The organism is Ensifer sp. ENS10 (assembly GCF_014852025.1).
Taxonomy (GTDB): Bacteria; Pseudomonadota; Alphaproteobacteria; order Rhizobiales; family Rhizobiaceae; genus Ensifer.
Window position 1 is genome coordinate 209,558 of sequence record NZ_JACVAS010000007.1, and the last position, 17,813, is coordinate 227,370.

The 17,813-nt window shown below is 62.5% G+C and carries 11 protein-coding genes; 8 read left to right on the forward strand and 3 right to left on the reverse strand.

What is annotated here, in order from left to right:
* The first annotated feature begins 8 nt into the window (after positions 1-8).
* The 6 genes from omp10 (at position 9) to IB265_RS23510 (ending at position 6,864) form a co-directional block, all read left to right on the forward strand.
* Positions 9-377 carry an outer membrane lipoprotein Omp10 gene (gene omp10, locus IB265_RS23485; RefSeq protein ID WP_057254636.1) on the forward strand — a complete coding sequence of 123 codons (369 nt, stop codon included), beginning with the start codon at positions 9-11 and terminating at the stop codon, positions 375-377.
* 228 nt (positions 378-605) lie between these two features.
* Positions 606-2,492, forward strand: a complete 1,887-nt coding sequence (locus tag IB265_RS23490) for a 5'-nucleotidase C-terminal domain-containing protein (RefSeq protein ID WP_057254635.1) — start codon at positions 606-608, stop codon at positions 2,490-2,492.
* Positions 2,493-2,608: 116 nt separating this feature from the next.
* Positions 2,609-3,646, forward strand: a complete 1,038-nt coding sequence (gene hemH / locus IB265_RS23495; RefSeq protein WP_057254634.1) for a ferrochelatase — start codon at positions 2,609-2,611, stop codon at positions 3,644-3,646.
* 201 nt (positions 3,647-3,847) lie between these two features.
* Positions 3,848-4,846 (forward strand): SPFH domain-containing protein, encoded by a 999-nt coding sequence (locus IB265_RS23500; protein ID WP_156414729.1) that lies wholly within the window; start codon positions 3,848-3,850, stop codon positions 4,844-4,846.
* A 3-nt stretch (positions 4,847-4,849) separates the two neighbouring features.
* Entirely contained in the window at positions 4,850-5,308 is a 459-nt protein-coding gene (locus IB265_RS23505) for an NfeD family protein (protein ID WP_057254633.1), read from the forward strand.
* A gap of 110 nt (positions 5,309-5,418) precedes the next feature.
* Positions 5,419-6,864, forward strand: a complete 1,446-nt coding sequence (locus tag IB265_RS23510; protein ID WP_192495202.1) for an outer membrane beta-barrel protein — start codon at positions 5,419-5,421, stop codon at positions 6,862-6,864.
* 115 nt (positions 6,865-6,979) lie between these two features.
* Here the strand turns inward: IB265_RS23510 and galU are convergent, their stop codons facing one another.
* On the reverse strand, positions 6,980-7,867 hold the full coding sequence (gene galU / locus IB265_RS23515; RefSeq protein WP_057254631.1) for a UTP--glucose-1-phosphate uridylyltransferase GalU: 888 nt from the start codon (positions 7,865-7,867) through the stop codon (positions 6,980-6,982).
* Positions 7,868-8,266: 399 nt separating this feature from the next.
* On the opposite strand from galU, the gene IB265_RS23520 reads away from it, so the two are divergent.
* Complete coding sequence (locus IB265_RS23520; protein WP_057254829.1) at positions 8,267-9,487, forward strand: lytic murein transglycosylase; 1,221 nt, start codon at positions 8,267-8,269, stop codon at positions 9,485-9,487.
* Positions 9,488-9,621: 134 nt separating this feature from the next.
* On the forward strand, positions 9,622-10,875 hold the full coding sequence (locus IB265_RS23525; protein ID WP_057254828.1) for a DUF459 domain-containing protein: 1,254 nt from the start codon (positions 9,622-9,624) through the stop codon (positions 10,873-10,875).
* Between the two features lie 296 nt (positions 10,876-11,171).
* On the opposite strand, the gene IB265_RS23530 is transcribed toward IB265_RS23525, so the two are convergent.
* Both IB265_RS23530 and gltB read right to left on the reverse strand, forming a co-directional pair.
* The gene (locus IB265_RS23530) at positions 11,172-12,629 is read right to left on the reverse strand and encodes a glutamate synthase subunit beta (protein ID WP_057254630.1); all 1,458 of its coding nucleotides are present in this window, start codon (positions 12,627-12,629) and stop codon (positions 11,172-11,174) included.
* Positions 12,630-12,737: 108 nt separating this feature from the next.
* Complete coding sequence (gltB, locus tag IB265_RS23535; protein WP_058325916.1) at positions 12,738-17,462, reverse strand: glutamate synthase large subunit; 4,725 nt, start codon at positions 17,460-17,462, stop codon at positions 12,738-12,740.
* Positions 17,463-17,813 lie beyond the last annotated feature (351 nt).

Sequence of the window (17,813 nt, forward strand, 5' to 3'; positions counted from 1 at the left end):
AATCGCCTATGAAGCCATTCGCAGTTCTGACCCTAATCGCAACCGCTGCGGCCTTGGCGTCCTGCCAGTCGTCGCCCCGGATCATCGATGAGGGCGGGCCGTCGCGCCAGGCGACCGGCGTCGAAGGCTCCTGGGTGGACCCGAACGGCATCGTCTCGACTTTTGCGGGCGGCACCTTCTCGACCCGCACGACCGACACCAACCAGCTGCTTGCTTCGGGCAACTACGTCAAGACGAGCCCGACGCTCGTCGAGATCAACATGACCTCGCTCGTGCGCAATACCCAGTCCAAGGTCGCTTGCGCCCTGGTCACGCAGAACCAGCTCAATTGCACCACCGATGCCGGCGCGCAGTTCTCGCTGGCGCGGCGCGGCTAAAACAGCGCATACGCAAGTATCGAAGCCCCCGATCGGGGGCTTTTTTTGTTGCAGGATCGCAGCTTAACCTCGTTATAAATTGACAAAGCGAGCTTGGTTTTAGCGCTTGAAGTCACCTTCAAGTGATGAAAACATCCGGCCCGGCAAAGCCACTCCGACCGTGGGGAACGGTTCCGTCTTGACGGCTCCGGAAACGGTCGGCTGACAACCGGCAAACAGGAGAACATCATGATCAGACACATGCGGACCGGCCTGATGACCGCGTCCATTCTTGCCCTCTCCTCGGGCGCAGCCTTCGCCGATTATGAGCTGAACATCCTGCACATCAACGACCTCCATTCCCGCATCGAGTCGATCAACAAGTTCGACTCGACCTGCTCGGCGGAAGAGGAAGGCAAGAACGAGTGCTTCGGCGGCGTCGCCCGTCTGAAGGCCCTGATCGACACGAAGCGCCAGGAACTCTCCGGCAAGAACGTGCTGCTGCTCAATGCCGGCGACAATTTCCAGGGCTCGCTGTTCTTCACCACCTATAAGGGCCTGGCCGAAGCCGAGTTCCTCAACCTGATGAAGTTCGACGCGATGACCGTGGGCAACCACGAATTCGACGAGAGCGAAGACGGCCTGGCCGGCTTCCTCGATAAGATTACCTTCCCTGTCGTCACCGCCAACGTCCTGCCGAGCCACAAGTCGAAGATCGGCGACCGCATCAAGCCGTCGATCGTGCTCGACGTCGGCGGCCAGAAGGTTGGCATCGTCGGCGCCGTCGCCAACGACACGCCGGAACTGTCCTCGCCCGGCCCAGACATCCTGATCGGCGATGACGTTGCCACCACCACGGCCGCCGTCGAAGAACTGAAGAAGCAGGGCGTCGACAAGATTATTGCGCTGACCCATGTCGGCTATCCGCGCGATCTCGCAGCGATTGCCAAGATCCCGGACGTCGATATCGTCGTCGGCGGCCACTCGCACAGCCTCTTGTCCAACACCGACCCGAAAGCCGAGGGTCCTTACCCGACGATGGTCGACAATCCCGGTGGCTACAAGGTTCCGGTCGTCCAGGCCGCATCCTACACCAAGTATCTCGGCGATCTCGTCGTCACCTTCGACGACAAGGGCGTCGTCAAAGCCGCCAAGGGCGATCCGATCCTGGTCGACTCGTCCGTCAAGCCGGATGAGGCCGTGCTGGCGCGCGTCGCCGAACTCGGCAAACCGATCGAGGAATTGCGCTCGAAGATCATCGCCAAGACCGAAGCGCCGATCGACGGCTCTCGTGAGAATTGCCGCACCAAGGAATGCGAAATGGGCAGCCTGCTCACCGACGCCATGCTCGACCGCGTCAAGGGCCAGGGTGTCACCATCGCCATCACCAACGGCGGCGGCCTGCGCGCCTCGATCGACGCCGGCGACGTTTCGATGGGCGAAGCGATCACCGTTCTGCCGTTCCAGAACACCGTCGCGACCTTCCAGATCAAGGGCGACGGCATCCGTGAAGCGCTGGAAAACGGCCTCAGCAAGCTCGAGGAAGGCGGCGGCCGCTTCCCGCAGGTGGCCGGCATGAAGTTCTCCTTCGACAAGTCGAAGCCGGTCGGCAGCCGTGTCGTCTCGGTCGAGGTGAAGGAAGGCGAAGGCTACGTCGCCCTCGATCCGGCCAAGACCTATTCGCTCGTCACCAACAACTACATGCGCAATGGCGGCGACGGCTACGACATCTTCAAGGAGAAGGGTGAAAACGCCTACGACTACGGTCCGGGCCTCGAAACCGTGCTCGCCGACTATCTCGCTGCCCACCAGCCGTTCAAGCCCTATACCGATGGCCGCATCACCGAGGTCGCTTCGGCAGCAGGTGCTGCACCGGCGGAACCGGCAACGGAAACGAAGCCGGCGACGGGCACCGACACCACGGCAACCCAACCGGCAGCAACCTCCGGCGATGCATCAGCGCCCGCGGCAAGCGGCCCTCAGAAGCACGTGATCGCCAAGGGCGACACGCTCTGGGACCTCGCCAAGTCGTACTACGGCGAAGGCTCGCTGTGGAAGAAGATCTCCGAAGCCAACGGCAAGCCGGCGCCGCGCGCGCTGCATGTCGGCACGGAACTGGAAATTCCGGCAAAGTAAGACAATTTGCCTCTACCTTCAGAGCCGGCGCGGGCTTCCCCGCGCCGGCTTTTCTTTTTAGAAGGATTTGAAACCGAAAGCAGTGTCCCGATTGAACGGGACCGACGAGGACCGAGATGACCGAACAGCTTGACGTGACCGCCCCTGCCGACCACCCTTCCGTCAAATCCGGAAAGGTCGGCATTCTGCTGGTCAATCTCGGCACGCCCGACGGCACCGACTATACCTCGATGCGCCGCTACCTGAAGGAGTTCCTGACGGACCGCCGGGTGATCGAATGGTCGCGGCTGTTCTGGTACCCGATCCTGTTCGGCATCGTGCTCAACACCCGTCCCGGCAAGGTGGGCAAGGCCTATGAGACGATCTGGAACAAGGAGCTGAACGAAAGCTACCTCAGGACCTACACCCGCAACCAGGCGCAACTGATCGCCAAAACGTTCGCCGATCGCCCTGAGGTGATCGTCGACTGGGGCATGCGCTACGGCCAGCCATCGATTGCCTCGCGCATGGAGGCGCTGCAGAAGGCCGGTTGCGAACGCATCCTCGTCTTCCCGCTCTATCCGCAATATGCGGCAGCCACGACCGCCACCGTCAACGACAAGGCCTTCGAGGCGCTTTTGAAGATGCGCTGGCAACCGGCGCTGCGCACGGTTCCGCCCTACCACGACGATCCGGTCTATATCGACGCGCTCGCGACCTCGATCGAGCGCCATCTGGCGACGCTCGACTGGGAACCGGAAGTGGTTCTGACCTCCTTCCACGGGATTCCGAAGAGCTATTTCGACAAGGGCGACCCCTATTATTGCCAATGCCAGAAGACCGCGCGGCTGCTGCGCGAAAAGCTCGGCTGGTCCAAGGAGAAGCTGCAGGTCACCTTCCAGTCGCGCTTCGGGCCCGAGGAATGGCTGCAGCCCTACACCGACAAGACGGTCGAGAAACTCGCACAGGAAGGCGTCAAGCGTATTGCCGTCATCAATCCCGGTTTCGTGTCCGACTGTCTGGAAACGCTGGAGGAGATCGCCGAGCAGGCGGCCGAGAGCTTCCACCACAATGGCGGCGACAAGTTCACCCACATTCCCTGTCTCAACGACAGCGCCGAAGGCATGGCGGTCCTCGAACACGTCGTGCGCCGCGAACTCGCCGGCTGGCTCTAGCTCCCATTCCTTGCCGCGCCGCTTGAAAACGGTGCCCCGATCACCACTTCTGGATGAATGGAACACGCACGCGCTCACCGGCGAGTGCGCGTCCCTAACATTTTGAATCTACGCGCAATCCGCGGAAACCGATTCCGGACCGACAACTATTGCGCTAAAGTGCTGTCTCGGGTCGGGATTGCAAATTTAGGGGGGCTTCTCTTGGGCGGGTTGGATTATGCGGTCATCGCATTGGTGGTGCTGATGATCATTGTGATCATCGCGATGGTTAAGACGGTACCGCAAGGCTATCGCTATACGGTCGAACGCTTCGGTCGCTATACGAAGACGATGGAGCCGGGTCTGAACGTCATCCTTCCCTTCATCGATCGGATCGGCGCCAAGATGAACGTGATGGAGCAGGTGCTCGACGTTCCGACCCAGGAGGTCATCACCAAGGACAATGCCAGCGTCTCGGCCGACGCCGTTGCCTTCTACCAGGTGCTGAACGCAGCTCAGGCCGCCTATCAGGTCGCCAATCTGGAAAACGCCATCCTCAACCTGACGATGACCAATATCCGCTCGGTCATGGGCTCGATGGATCTCGACGAACTGCTTTCCAACCGCGATACGATCAACGACCGATTGCTGCACGTTGTCGACGAGGCTGCCAGTCCCTGGGGCATCAAGATCACCCGCATCGAGATCAAGGACATCGCACCGCCGAAGGACCTTGTCGACGCCATGGCAAGACAGATGAAGGCCGAACGCGAAAAGCGCGCCCAGGTATTGGAAGCGGAAGGCTCGAGAAACGCGCAGATCCTGCGCGCCGAGGGCGCCAAGCAGTCGGCGATCCTTCAGGCCGAAGGTCAGCGCGAAGCGGCCTTCCGCGATGCGGAAGCCCGCGAACGTCTGGCCGAGGCCGAAGCCAAGGCGACTCAGATGGTCTCTGCCGCGATTGCCGCCGGCGACATCCAGGCGATCAACTACTTCGTCGCGCAGAAGTACACCGAGGCGCTCGCCTCGATCGGCACCGCCAACAACCAGAAGATCGTGCTGATGCCGATGGAAGCCTCCGCACTGATCGGCTCGCTCGGCGGTATCGGCGCCATCGCCAAGGAGGTTTTTGGCGATGGACAGACGGCACCGGCGACACGCCCGCGCCCATCGACTCCTCGGACCACGCCCGCCTTCCCGGCAGATCCCTCGCAAGGGACGTAGGCGATGATCGAACGCGCCATTCAAGAACTCGGGCCATGGAGCTGGTGGGTTCTCGGCTTCGTGCTGCTGGCAGCCGAACTCGTGGCACCCGGCGTGTTCCTGATCTGGATCGGCATCGCCGCGCTCATTATCGGAATTCTCTCCCTTATGCTCTGGGAGACCGGCTTCTGGACGTGGCAGGTGCAGTTCGTCCTCTTCGCCGTCCTCTCGGTGGTCGCTGTGCTGCTCGGCCGCCGCTTCGTTCTGTCCTCAGCCGAAACCACCGACGAACCCTTGCTGAACCAGAGAGCGGAAAGTCTCGTCGGTCGTACCGCGGTACTGGAGAAACCGATCGCCGAGGGACGCGGCCGTATCCGGCTCGACGATACGTTCTGGATCATCGAGGGACCGGACCTGCCGGCCGGCACCCGGGTCCGCGTCGTTTCCAGCCATGGCCGAAACCTGACCGTCGAAAGCGCCTGATCGGCAAGCGGCTGATGCCACGACGTTTTTCCCATTTGGAAACGATTGCTTAACCACGTCGCTTTACGATTGCGAAAGGATTGCAATCAGGCTTCGTGGACAAACGGCATATGGTGCCAGGCTCATCTCGCTCGACCAAAGGAGACGCGCGGCGTTCGACCTCGCTGGCGTTGCTATTGGCCGGCACTGCCCTGTTCGCACCATCGTCATTGCGCGCGCAAACGGCCACGGCCCCGACGACCTCCTATGGCGTCACCACCACCCCGGCAACAGTCCCGGCCACCACGCCCGCAATCGCCGATCCGCAAACCACCGGCGCCGTCAGCGGCGACGATCTTCCGCCGGCGCAGAACGAGGATTTCCTCCGCCTCAACCAGCGGGAGCCGACGATCGATGGCCTGAGGCTTCGAACCGATACGGAGGGGTATCGTACCACGCCGGGCGTTCGCATCGGGACCTTCACGCTGCGCCCCAGCGTCAGCGAGACCATCAACCATGAATGGCGCAACGACGGTGACACCAAGACGAACCGCGGCTATCTCGAAACCGGCATCCGCGGCACCCTGACCTCCGACTGGTCGCGTCACCAGTTGACCGTCACCGGCGAAGGCATCCTGCAAAACAACATCTCAGGCGAAGGGGAGGAAGAGCCGCGCGCCGATGTAGACGCGGAACTGCGCCTCGATCTCTGGGACGAAACGATTGCACGACTCCGGGCCGGATACAGTTTCTACCGAGAAGACGCCGACGACCCGAACGCGATTTCGAACGCCAAGACCCAGTCCGCGGTCAACACCTACCGCCTCGGTGCCGCCATCGAGCGCGATTTCGGTCTGATCCGCGGTTCGGTCGGAATCGATTTCGACCGCCAAACCTATGGCGATGTCGAACTCGAAAACGGCACGACACTGTCCGAGAAGGACCGCAACCGCAACACCGGAAACTTGATTGCCCGCGTCGGCTACGAACTGTCGCCGGCGCTGATCCCGTTCCTCGAAGCCTCCGTCGGCAAGTCGCTTTACGACCTGCGCGAGGACACGTCCGGCTTCGAGCGTTCCTACCAGACCTATGCCGGACGCGGCGGTATCGAGGTCGATCTCGGCGAGAAACTCTATGGTGAGCTCGGCCTCGGCTACGAGACCTATCGCTTCGATGATGACAGGCTCGAAGACGTCAGCGGCCTGTCCGTCGACGGCCGCCTCAACTGGTCGCCGCAGCGCGGCACCGATGTGCTCTTCGCGGTTTTGACGGATCTCGATCCGTCGACGACGGCGGGCGTTTCCGGATCGATCGACTATACCTTGACCAACATCATCACCCACCAGATGCGCTCCGATCTGGTCGCACGATTGTCCAACACTCTGATCATCCGCAAATATCCGTCGGACTCCCGCTCCTCCGACGAGACGACCTGGCGCACGGGCGCAGGCCTCACCTGGGATATGAACCGTTACCTCGCATTGACCGGCGACGTCAGCTACGAGCGCACCACGCCCGACGTCGGCGATCCGACCGACATCACCCGTGTCGGCGTCGGCCTCGTCCTGCGGCGTTGAGCCAAAGGTCAGCCGCCGGCAAAGCTAGAGCGGTAACAACACTCATTGCCAGCAGCCAATGAAAAAGGCCGCATTCCTCGGGGAACGCGGCCTTCTCGTTTCGGTGGAACCGAAATTACCTCAGGCTGCCGAGCAGCGTCTTCAGCGGCCCCTCGACGCTCGGGCGGATGTCGCCGCGTTCCAGAGCAAAGGCAACGTTTGCCAGGATGAAGCCGTCCTTGGCGCCACAGTCATAGGTGTCGCCACGGAAGTGATAGGCGGCGAACTGCTGGCTGTCGGAGAGCTTGAGCATGCCATCGGTCAGCTGGATTTCGTTGCCGGCGCCGCGTTCCTGCTTTTCGAGGATCGGGAAGATCTCCGGCTGCAGGATGTAGCGGCCGTTGATGAAGAAGTTGGACGGGGCTGTGCCCGGTGCGGGCTTCTCGACCATCTTGGTGATCTTGAAACCATCGCCCACCTTGTCGCCGACGCCGACGATGCCGTATTTGTGGGCCTGGTCCGGTGCACATTCCTCGACGGCGATGACGTTGCCGCCGCTCTGCTCATAGAGCTCGACCATGCCCTTGAGGCAGCCCTTTTCGCCCTTCATGATCATGTCCGGCAAGAGCAGCGCAAACGGCTCGTTGCCGACGAGGTCACGGGCGCACCAGACCGCGTGGCCGAGGCCGAGCGGGGCCTGCTGGCGGGTAAAGCTGGTCGTGCCGGCCTTCGGCAGAATGCTGTCGAGCAGGGCGATCTCGGCCTTCTTGTTGCGCTCGCGCAGCGTCTGATCGAGCTCGACCTGAATGTCGAAATAATCCTCGATCACCGCCTTGCTGCGGCCCGTGACGAAGATCAGATGCTCGATGCCGGCTTCCAGCGCCTCATCGACCACATATTGAATGACCGGCTTGTCCACCACCGTCAGCATTTCCTTCGGCACGGCCTTGGTAGCCGGCAGGAAACGTGTGCCCAGCCCTGCGACTGGGAACACGGCTTTGCGGACTTTACGCTTGTCGGTCATCGATACCTCCTTGATAGGAACTCACTCATAAGTCTTACCGGATGGTCCCGGACTACAATCCGTCTGAAACCATACAGCGCTCCGTAATGGAGCCGCAATCTCTATGCCGTCAGCTGAACACAGCCTGAACCGACGGAACAAATGCATATGCGAACTCCACGACCATGGCTTGACATTTTCTACAGCGGAAGACGCCACCACAATTTCATGGTAAAGGGTTTGTTGACCACGTTTCTGTAGATTCGTTGCAATCCGGCAATGCAACAATCGCGGCCGGATCCGAAACAGGAGCCGCCGACGACTGCCCCCACCGTCGAGGCTGGCCCCAGACTGCCACCTTGCGGAGTGATTCGGGCCATGACGGCCGAAGCCCCCGCAGAGAAACGGAACCGACAGCTGATGATCAGAAACCGCAGGACGTTTTTCCGTCATATCGCAGCCGCCCTCGTCCTATCCGCCGCAACACTCGGCACCTCGCCCGCGCGCGCCGATGCCGGATTCCAGAACTGGATCAACGAATTCTACACGACGGCCGCCAAGGCCGGCATCAGCAAGTCGACCTATCGCCAGGCCTTCGCCGGCGTGAAGTCGCCTGACCAGACGGTGATCGAGAAGGCGAACTACCAGCCGGAGTTCAAGCACAAGATCTGGGAATACATCGATTCCCGCGTGAACCCGTACACCAAGCGCGTCGGCCAGGAGATGGCGACGAAGCACGCCCGCACGCTGAACGCGCTGGAAAAGCACTTCGGCGTCGACAAGACCATCCTGCTGGCGATCTGGTCGATGGAATCCAACTACGGCGCCGTGCTCGAGAAGGATGACCGCCTGCACTATGTGCCGCGCGCGCTCGCCACCCTTGCCTATGCCGATCCGAAGCGCTCGAACTACGCCAAGAAGCAGCTGATCGCCGCGCTGAAGATCCTCCAGAGCGGCGACATCACGCCGCGCGAGCTGACCGGGTCCTGGGCGGGCGCCATGGGCCACACCCAGTTCATCCCGACGAGCTACCTGCTCTATGCGGTTGACGCCGACGGCAACGGTCACCGCGACATCTGGAACTCGGTGCCCGATGCGCTGGCGACCGCCGCCAACCTTTTGAAGAAGAACGGCTGGCAGCCGGGCGAAACCTGGGGCTACGAAGTCGCGCCGCCGGCAAATGCCGCGAAATATTCCGGCCAGACGAAGACGCTCGCCGAATGGGCGTCGCTCGGCTTCGGCCGACCCAACGGCAAGGGCTTCCGCAACGGCAGCATACGCGCCGAACTCAAGCTGCCGAGCGGTGGCGAGGGTCCCGGCTTCCTGATGACCAAGAACTTCTTCGTCATCAAGCGCTACAACGCCTCCGACAGCTACGCTCTCGGCGTCGGCCTTCTTGCCGACCAGATCGCCGGCTATCAGGGCATGCAGCAGCGCTGGCCGCGTCCGGACGGATCGCTCGACATCAGCGAAAAGTTCGAACTGCAGAACCGCCTGAAGGAGCTCGGCTACTACAGCGGCGAAGTCGACGGCAATTTCGGTTCCGGCTCGAAGGCCGCGATCCAGGCGTTCCAGTCGAAGAACGGCCTGGCGCCGGACGGAGAGCCGACCCAGATGCTGCTGCGCGCCCTTCGCAACTAGCGGCTCGAAACGGTTTCACGATCGCCACATCCGTGAGATAAATGACGAGTAGCGCGCTGCACCCCGCGCGGCGCGCTGAAACGTGAGGGCGGTTGAAAACCGGCGAACACGCGATCAACGGGGCAGAAGAGCAGATGACGAGCAAGCGCCGCAACCAACCGCGCCGAACGCCCTTCGGGATTGCGACGATCTGCATCGCCGCAATGGCGATGGTCGCCGTCAGCCTCTTTGCAAGCTTTGCCGAGGCGCAGGAGCGCGCCCAGCGGCGCACCCTGTTCCAGATGCTCTTCGGCGGCTTGTCGCGCGAGCGGCCGGTTCTTGAAGACCGCTCCTATTTCCCTGAGCAGCCGCGCCCGAAACGCCAACGCCAGCAGCAACAGCAGCGCCAGAAGGGCCAGGGGCAACAGAAGCAGAAGCCGAAGATCGCCGATGCACCGGCAGTCGCGCCGGTGGTGGTGGAGAAAGCGCCCGACGCCAAGAAGGTTCTGGTCGTCGGCGACTTCATGGCCGGCAGCCTCGGCGACGGCCTGAAGACCGCCTTCGAGATGACGCCCGGCATCGCCGTCGAGACACGGGCGAACGGCTCGTCCGGCCTGGTGCGCGAAGATTACTTCAACTGGCCGGGTACCCTTCCCGGCTACGTCGGCGAATTAAAGCCATCCGTGATCATCATCAGCCTCGGTGCCAACGACCGGCAGCAGATGCAGATGGGCGACGTCAAGGAGAAGTTCCGCAGCGATATCTGGAACGAGGAGTATCGCAAGCGCGTCAATGCGCTGGCGGCCCTTGCCCGCAAGGAGAAGCTGCCGGTTCTCTGGGTCGGCATGCCGCCGTTCCAGTCCGCCGCAATGACCGCCGACATGGTGACCTTCAACGGCATCTATCGCGAGGAAATCGAGAAGGTCGGCGGCCAGTTTGTCGACATCTGGGATGGCTTCGTCGACGAGGGCGGCAAATTCGTCCTGACCGGCTCCGACATCAACGGCCAGCAGGTTCGTCTGCGCGGCGCCGATGGCATCAACCTCACCAAGGCCGGCAAGCGCAAGCTGGCTTTCTACGTCGAGAAGGACATTCGGCGGTTGCTCGGCGATGCCGCCGCGACGGACAAGAACGTGCCCGGGGCAGGCGAACTCAAGGACCTGGTGGTGACGGCGCCGCTTGGCAACGAGGATATCGTCAAGACCCAGCCGATCGGCTTGACCGATCCGGCCCTGGATGGCGCCGGCTCCCTGCTTGGCAACGCCGCACCGGACAAGGGCAACGGCAAGAGCCCGCGCGACCTTTTGGTTGACAAGGGGGATGTCGCCGCCGCACCGACCGGCCGCGTCGATGACTTCCGCCTGTCGAAGCCAAGCACTGTCATCAGCAATCCGGTGATCCGCAACTAAAGCCTGTCGCGCAAAAGTGCGCAGCGGTTTTGCGGTATGCGATATATCAAAAACTTAAAGCGCAAGGAGCGAATCTGAAAGATCGCGACGCGCTTAAGAGCAATTCCAGGAAAAGTGTGAAGCGGTTTTCCGTCCGGAATTGCGCTATTTCAAAGACTTAGATCATTTCACCGTTTCGACGAAAAAATGAAATCATCTAGAACCAGCCGCGCCCAAGGCTGTCGAGCCTCCGGCAACAGCCCACAAAAAAGCCCCGCATCGCTGCGGGGCTTTTTTCATGCTTGGGAGTAAACCGTTTATCGCGGCAGGGTGGTTGAGCCCATCAGCGCCTCGTCGATCGCACGGGCGGCCTGGCGGCCTTCGCGGATCGCCCAGACGACCAGAGACTGGCCGCGGCGCACGTCGCCGGCGGTCCAGAGCTTCTCGACCGAGGTCTTGTAGTCGCGCTCGTTGGCAACCACGTTGGTCGAGCCGCGGCGGTCGGTGTTGAGCGTCAGCTTGTCGCCGAGATCCTTCAGCACGCTGCTGGTAAACGGACCGCGGAAGCCGATGGCGATGAAGGCAAGATCCGCCTTGATGATGAACTCCGTGCCGGCGACCGGCTTGCGGCGATCGTCCACCTGGCAGCACTTCACGCCGGTGAGGGTGCCATCCTCGTCGCCGATGAATTCGAGCGTTGCCACCTGGAACTCGCGGATAGCCCCTTCGGCCTGGCTGGACGAGGTGCGCATCTTCGTTGCCCAGAACGGCCAGACGGCAAGCTTGTCTTCCTTTTCCGGTGGCTGCGGGCGGATGTCGAGCTGGGTCACTTTGACCGCGCCCTGGCGGAAGGCGGTGCCGACGCAGTCCGACGCGGTATCGCCACCGCCGACGACCACGATGTGCTTGCCGCCGGCGAGGATCGGCTGCGACGGCCAGCCGACGCTGTCGATGTTCTCGCGGCCGACGCGGCGGTTCTGCTGCACGAGATAGGGCATCGCATCATGCACGCCAGCGAATTCGACACCGGGGATGCCCGCATCACGCGGCGTCTCCGAACCGCCGCAGTAAAGCACGGCATCGTGGTCGTCGAGCAGGCGCTGCATCGGCACGTCAACGCCGACATTGATGCCGCAGTGGAAGGTGACGCCTTCGCCCTTCATCTGTTCGACGCGGCGGTCGATGAAGTTCTTCTCCATCTTGAAGTCCGGAATGCCGTAGCGCAGCAGGCCGCCGGCCTTGGTCTCGCGCTCGTAGACGTGAACTTCGTGGCCGGCGCGGGCAAGCTGCTGGCCTGCCGCCATGCCGGCCGGGCCTGAGCCGATGACCGCGACCTTCTTGCCGGTCTTGGTGACGGCCGGCTGCGGCACGATGTAGCCCATCTCATAGGCCTTGTCGGCGATCGCCTGTTCGATCGTCTTGATCGCCACCGGCGTGTCTTCGAGGTTCAGCGTGCAGGCTTCCTCGCACGGCGCCGGGCAGACGCGGCCGGTGAATTCCGGGAAGTTGTTGGTCGAATGCAGGTTGCGGATCGCCTCATCCCAGTTGCCGTTGTAGACGAGGTCGTTCCAGTCCGGGATCTGGTTGTGCACCGGGCAGCCGGTCGGCCCATGGCAATAGGGGATGCCACAGTCCATGCAGCGAGCAGCCTGCTTCTGCACTTCCGGTTCTGACATCGGAATGGTGAATTCACGGAAATGGCGAATGCGGTCGGATGCCGGCTGGTACTTTGCCACTTGCCGGTCGATCTCGAGAAATCCAGTTACCTTACCCATCGTACTATCCTGAAAGCTTTGCGTCTGAACAGGCGCTTTTGACAAGCGCGCGTGAGGGACCCCCGAACCAGTCTGTGATGAACCGGGAGCCTTGGTCACCGGGGCCTCCTACTCAGCCGCCTCTGCCATTTTCATGCGTTCCATATCCTCGAGCGCACGGCGGTATTCGACCGGCATGACCTTGCGGAATTTCGGCCGGTAATCCGTCCAGTGATCGAGAATCTCCTTCGCCCGGGGCGAACCCGTGTGGTGAAGGTGGTTGGATATCAGCTGATAGAGCCGCTCTTCATCGTGGCGCGTCATGTCGCCGGAGACGTCGACCATGCCCTTGTGCATGATGTCGCCGCCGTGGTGATGCAGCTTCTCGAGCATGTCGTCCTCTTCCGGAACCGGCTGCAACTCGACCATCGCCATGTTGCAACGACGGGCGAAATCGCCTTCCTCGTCCAGCACGTAGGCAACGCCGCCGGACATGCCGGCCGCGAAGTTGCGGCCCGTCGTGCCGAGAACGACGACGACGCCGCCGGTCATGTATTCGCAGCCATGGTCACCCACGCCCTCGACGACCGCGACCGCACCGGAGTTGCGCACGGCGAAGCGCTCGCCGGCAACGCCGTTGAAGTAGCACTCGCCCGAGATCGCGCCATAAAGCACGGTGTTGCCGACGATGATCGATTCCTGCGGAACGATCGTCGCGTTTTCCGGCGGCCGGACGATGATGCGTCCGCCCGAAAGACCCTTGCCGACATAGTCGTTGCCGTCGCCCACCAGGTCGAAGGTGATACCGCGTGCCAGGAACGCGGCGAAGGACTGGCCGGCCGTGCCCCTCAGGGTCACGTGGATGGTGTCGTCCTTCAGGCCCTTGTGGCCCCAGCGCTTGGCAAGCGCACCGGCGAGCATCGCACCGGCCGAGCGGTCGACGTTCTTGATCGCAGCTTCGATCTTGACCGGCGCCTTGGTTTCGAGCGCGACCTTGGCTTCCTCGATCAGCTTGCGGTCGAGAATGTCGTCGATCGGGTGCTTCTGGCGTGTGGTCCAGTAGGTCTCTTCCTTGGCGGCTTCCACCTTGTGGAAGATCTTCGAGAAGTCGAGGCCGTTCGCCTTCCAGTGGGCAAGCGCACCGTCCTTTTCGAGCAGCTCGGAGGCACCGATGATCTCGTCAAGCTTGCGCACACCAAGCGAAGCCAGGATCTCGCGCACTTCCTCGGCGACGAAGAAGAAGTAGTTGATGACGTGCTCGGCCGTGCCCTTGAAGCGCTTGCGCAGAACCGGGTCCTGGGTGGCGACACCGACGGGACAGGTGTTGAGATGGCACTTGCGCATCATGATGCAGCCGGCAGCGATCAGCGGCGCGGTGGCAAAGCCGAACTCATCGGCACCGAGCAGCGCCCCGATGATGACGTCACGGCCGGTCTTGAGACCGCCGTCGACCTGAAGGGCGACGCGCGAACGCAGGCCGTTCAAGACCAGCGTCTGCTGGGTTTCGGCAAGACCGATTTCCCACGGGCTGCCGGCGTGCTTCAGCGATGTCAGCGGCGAGGCGCCGGTGCCGCCGTCGAAGCCGGCGACGGTGATGTGGTCGGCGCGCGCCTTGGCGACGCCGGCGGCAACCGTGCCGACGCCGACTTCCGAGACGAGCTTGACCGAGACGTCCGCTTCCGGATTGACGTTCTTCAGATCGTAGATCAGCTGCGCCAGATCTTCGATCGAATAGATGTCGTGGTGCGGCGGCGGCGAGATCAGGCCGACGCCCGGGGTCGAGTGACGGGTCTTGGCAACTGTCGCATCGACCTTGTGGCCGGGCAGCTGACCGCCTTCGCCGGGCTTGGCGCCCTGCGCCACCTTGATCTGCAGCATGTCGGCATTGACCAGGTATTCCGTGGTCACGCCGAAGCGGCCGGAGGCGATCTGCTTGATCGCCGAGCGCTCGGGGTTCATCGAACCGTCCGGCAGCGGCAGGTAACGGTCGCTCTCCTCACCGCCCTCGCCGGTATTCGACTTGCCGCCGATCCGGTTCATGGCGATTGCGAGCGTCGTATGCGCCTCGCGGCTGATCGAGCCGAAGGACATGGCACCGGTCGAGAAGCGCTTGACGATGTCGGTAGCCGGCTCGACCTCGTCGACCGAGATCGGCTTGCGGCCGAGAGCCTCGGCGCTCTTCACCGTGAACAGGCCGCGAATGGTGTTCATGCGTAGCGCCGAGTTGTTCACCATCTCGGAGAATTCGCGATAGCGGTCCTGCGCGTTGCCGCGCACGGCATGCTGCAGAGATGCGATCGCGTCCGGGGTCCAGGCGTGGCTTTCACCGCGCATGCGGAAGGCATATTCGCCGCCGATGTCGAGCGTGTTGGCAAGAACCGGGTCGGCACCGAACGCCGCCTTGTGGCGGGCGACGGTCTCGGCCGCGATCTCTTCGAGGCCGATGCCTTCGATCGTCGTCGCCGTGCCGAAGAAGAACTGGTTGACCAGCTTCGACGACAGACCGACGGCGTCGAAGATCTGCGCGCCGCAATAGGACTGGTAGGTTGAAATGCCCATCTTGGACATGACCTTGAGGATGCCCTTGCCGACGGCCTTGATGTAGCGATAGACGACCTCGCTCGCATCGACCTCCTTCGGGAACTCGCCGCGCTTGTGCATGTCGATCAGCGTATCGAAGGCGAGATAGGGGTTGATCGCCTCGGCGCCGTAGCCGGCGAGCAGGCAGAAGTGGTGCACTTCGCGTGGTTCGCCGGACTCGAGCACGATGCCGACCGAGGTGCGCAGGCCCTTGCGGATCAGGTGGTGGTGCACGGCGGCGGTCGCAAGCAATGCCGGGATCGCCACGCGGTCCGGACCGACCTGACGATCAGAGAGCACGATGATGTTGTAGCCGCCCTTCACCGCCGCTTCCGCGCGTTCGCAGAGACGGTCGAGCATATCGGGCATGCCTTCGGCACCGCGCGAAATGTCATAGGTGAAGTCGAGCGTCTTGGTGTCGAAGCGATCCTCGGTGTGACCGATCGAGCGGATCTTTTCGAGATCGCCATTGGTCAGGATCGGCTGGCGCACCTCGAGCCGCTTGGCATGGGCCATGCCCTCGTGATCGAGGATGTTCGGGCGCGGTCCGATGAAGGAGACGAGGCTCATCACCAGCTCTTCGCGGATCGGGTCGATCGGCGGGTTGGTAACCTGCGCGAAGTTCTGCTTGAAATAGGTATAGAGCAGCTTGCGCTTGTCCGACATCGCCGAGATCGGCGTATCGGTGCCCATCGAGCCGATCGCCTCCTGGCCGGTCGTCGCCATCGGCGACATCAGGATCTTGGTGTCTTCGAGCGTGTAGCCGAAGGCCTGCTGGCGGTCGATGAGCGAGACGTCGCGACGCAGCGCGCGCGGCTCCACCGGCTTCAGCTCTTCGAGGATGAGCTGGGTGTCTTCAAGCCACTTGCTATAGGGGTGCTTCTGGGCGAGCGAGGACTTCACCTCCTCGTCGGAGATGATGCGGCCCTGCTCCATATCGATCAGCAGCATCTTGCCCGGCTGCAGGCGCCACTTCTTGACGATCTTGTCCTCGTCGACCGGCAGCACGCCGGATTCCGAAGCAAGGATGACGCGATCATCAGAGGTGACGATGTAGCGGGCCGGACGCAGGCCGTTGCGGTCGAGCGTCGCGCCGATCTGGCGGCCATCGGTGAAGGCGACTGCCGCCGGTCCGTCCCACGGCTCCATCAGCGCCGCATGGTATTCGTAGAAAGCCTTGCGCTCGGGCGACATCAGCTGGTTGCCGGCCCAGGCTTCCGGGATCAGCATCATGACAGCATGCGACAGCGAGTAGCCGCCCTGCACCAGGAACTCGAGCGCGTTGTCGAAACAGGCGGTGTCCGACTGGCCTTCATAGGAGATCGGCCAGAGCTTGGAGATATCCTCGCCGAAGAGCGGCGAAGATACCGACGCCTGACGCGCCGCCATCCAGTTGACGTTGCCGCGCAGCGTGTTGATTTCGCCGTTATGCGCGACCATGCGGTAGGGATGCGCGAGCTTCCACGACGGGAAGGTGTTGGTCGAGAAGCGCTGGTGCACGAGCGCCACCGCGCTCTCAAACCGCGGATCGGACAGGTCCTTGTAATAGGCGCCGACCTGATAGGCGAGGAACATGCCCTTGTAGACGATCGTCGAGGACGACAGCGATACCGGGTAGAAATTGCTCTCCTCGCCCTTGTATTCGTCATAGATGCGGTTGGAGATCACCTTGCGCAGCGTGAAGAGACGACGCTCGAACTCGGGGTTCGTGGCGGCGTCGCGGCCGGCACCGATGAAGATCTGGACATGGCGCGGCTCGGTCGCGGCAATCTCGGGCGCCTTCGACAGCGACGCGTTGTCGACCGGCACGTCGCGGTAGCCGATGAGCACCTGGCCCTCTTCGGCGACGACGTCCTTGATCACCTGCTTGAAGTGTTCGACGAGCGCATCGTCCTGCGGCATGAAGATATGGCCGACGGCGTACTCGCCCGCCTTCGGCAGGGTGATGCCCTGCTTGGCCATCTCCTCGCGGAAGAAGCGGTCGGGAATCTGCACGAGAATGCCCGCGCCGTCGCCCATCAGCGGGTCGGCACCGACGGCACCGCGGTGCGTCAGGTTTTCGAGCATGAACAGGCCGTCGCGCACGATCTGGTGCGACTTCTGACCCTTCATATGCGCGACGAAACCGACGCCGCAGGCGTCATGTTCGTTGCGCGGATCGTAGAGACCCTGTTTTCGCGGCAGGCCAGTCGGGAATGCGGGCGTTTTTTCAGCCGTCGCAACGCTGTGTGCGAGGTTGAGCCCAGATTGCTGTGATGGCGAATGATCCGTCATCGTTTTCCCTCCTGTTAAACCCGGCACCGCCGGGCATGGCACCGCCCGCGCATGGCTCTTCGTTGCGCGCAAAGGCACGCCAAAAAGCCGGGGCACTATCGTCTCATGATCCTGATCAGGTCGCAAATAAGCACGGCATCATCAGGCACTGATGTCTGCGACCATCCTGACGGCAGGCGATAACAACCGGATGAAATCCGGCAAATCCCCCCGCTTCGCACGCCGGGTGCCATTTTTTTAGGCACTCGCGGCGATTGTTCCGGTCCCTAGACCGAAATAGGACAGCAAACCTGTCCTATTTCATGTGCTCTATGCCAGAAACTACCCCCCTCCGCAAGAGGCATATCAGCA

Bases quoted from the DNA above. Each gene is read 5' to 3' on its own strand.
- omp10 (WP_057254636.1), top strand. From the start codon at position 9: ATGAAGCCATTCGCAGTTCTGACCCTAATCGCAACCGCTGCGGCCTTG.
- IB265_RS23490 (WP_057254635.1), top strand. From the start codon at position 606: ATGATCAGACACATGCGGACCGGCCTGATGACCGCGTCCATTCTTGCC.
- hemH (WP_057254634.1), top strand. From the start codon at position 2,609: ATGACCGAACAGCTTGACGTGACCGCCCCTGCCGACCACCCTTCCGTC.
- IB265_RS23505 (WP_057254633.1), top strand. From the start codon at position 4,850: ATGATCGAACGCGCCATTCAAGAACTCGGGCCATGGAGCTGGTGGGTT.
- IB265_RS23510 (WP_192495202.1), top strand. From the start codon at position 5,419: ATGGTGCCAGGCTCATCTCGCTCGACCAAAGGAGACGCGCGGCGTTCG.
- galU (WP_057254631.1), bottom strand. From the start codon at position 7,867: ATGACCGACAAGCGTAAAGTCCGCAAAGCCGTGTTCCCAGTCGCAGGG.
- IB265_RS23520 (WP_057254829.1), top strand. From the start codon at position 8,267: ATGATCAGAAACCGCAGGACGTTTTTCCGTCATATCGCAGCCGCCCTC.
- IB265_RS23525 (WP_057254828.1), top strand. From the start codon at position 9,622: ATGACGAGCAAGCGCCGCAACCAACCGCGCCGAACGCCCTTCGGGATT.
- IB265_RS23530 (WP_057254630.1), bottom strand. From the start codon at position 12,629: ATGGGTAAGGTAACTGGATTTCTCGAGATCGACCGGCAAGTGGCAAAG.
- gltB (WP_058325916.1), bottom strand. From the start codon at position 17,462: ATGACGGATCATTCGCCATCACAGCAATCTGGGCTCAACCTCGCACAC.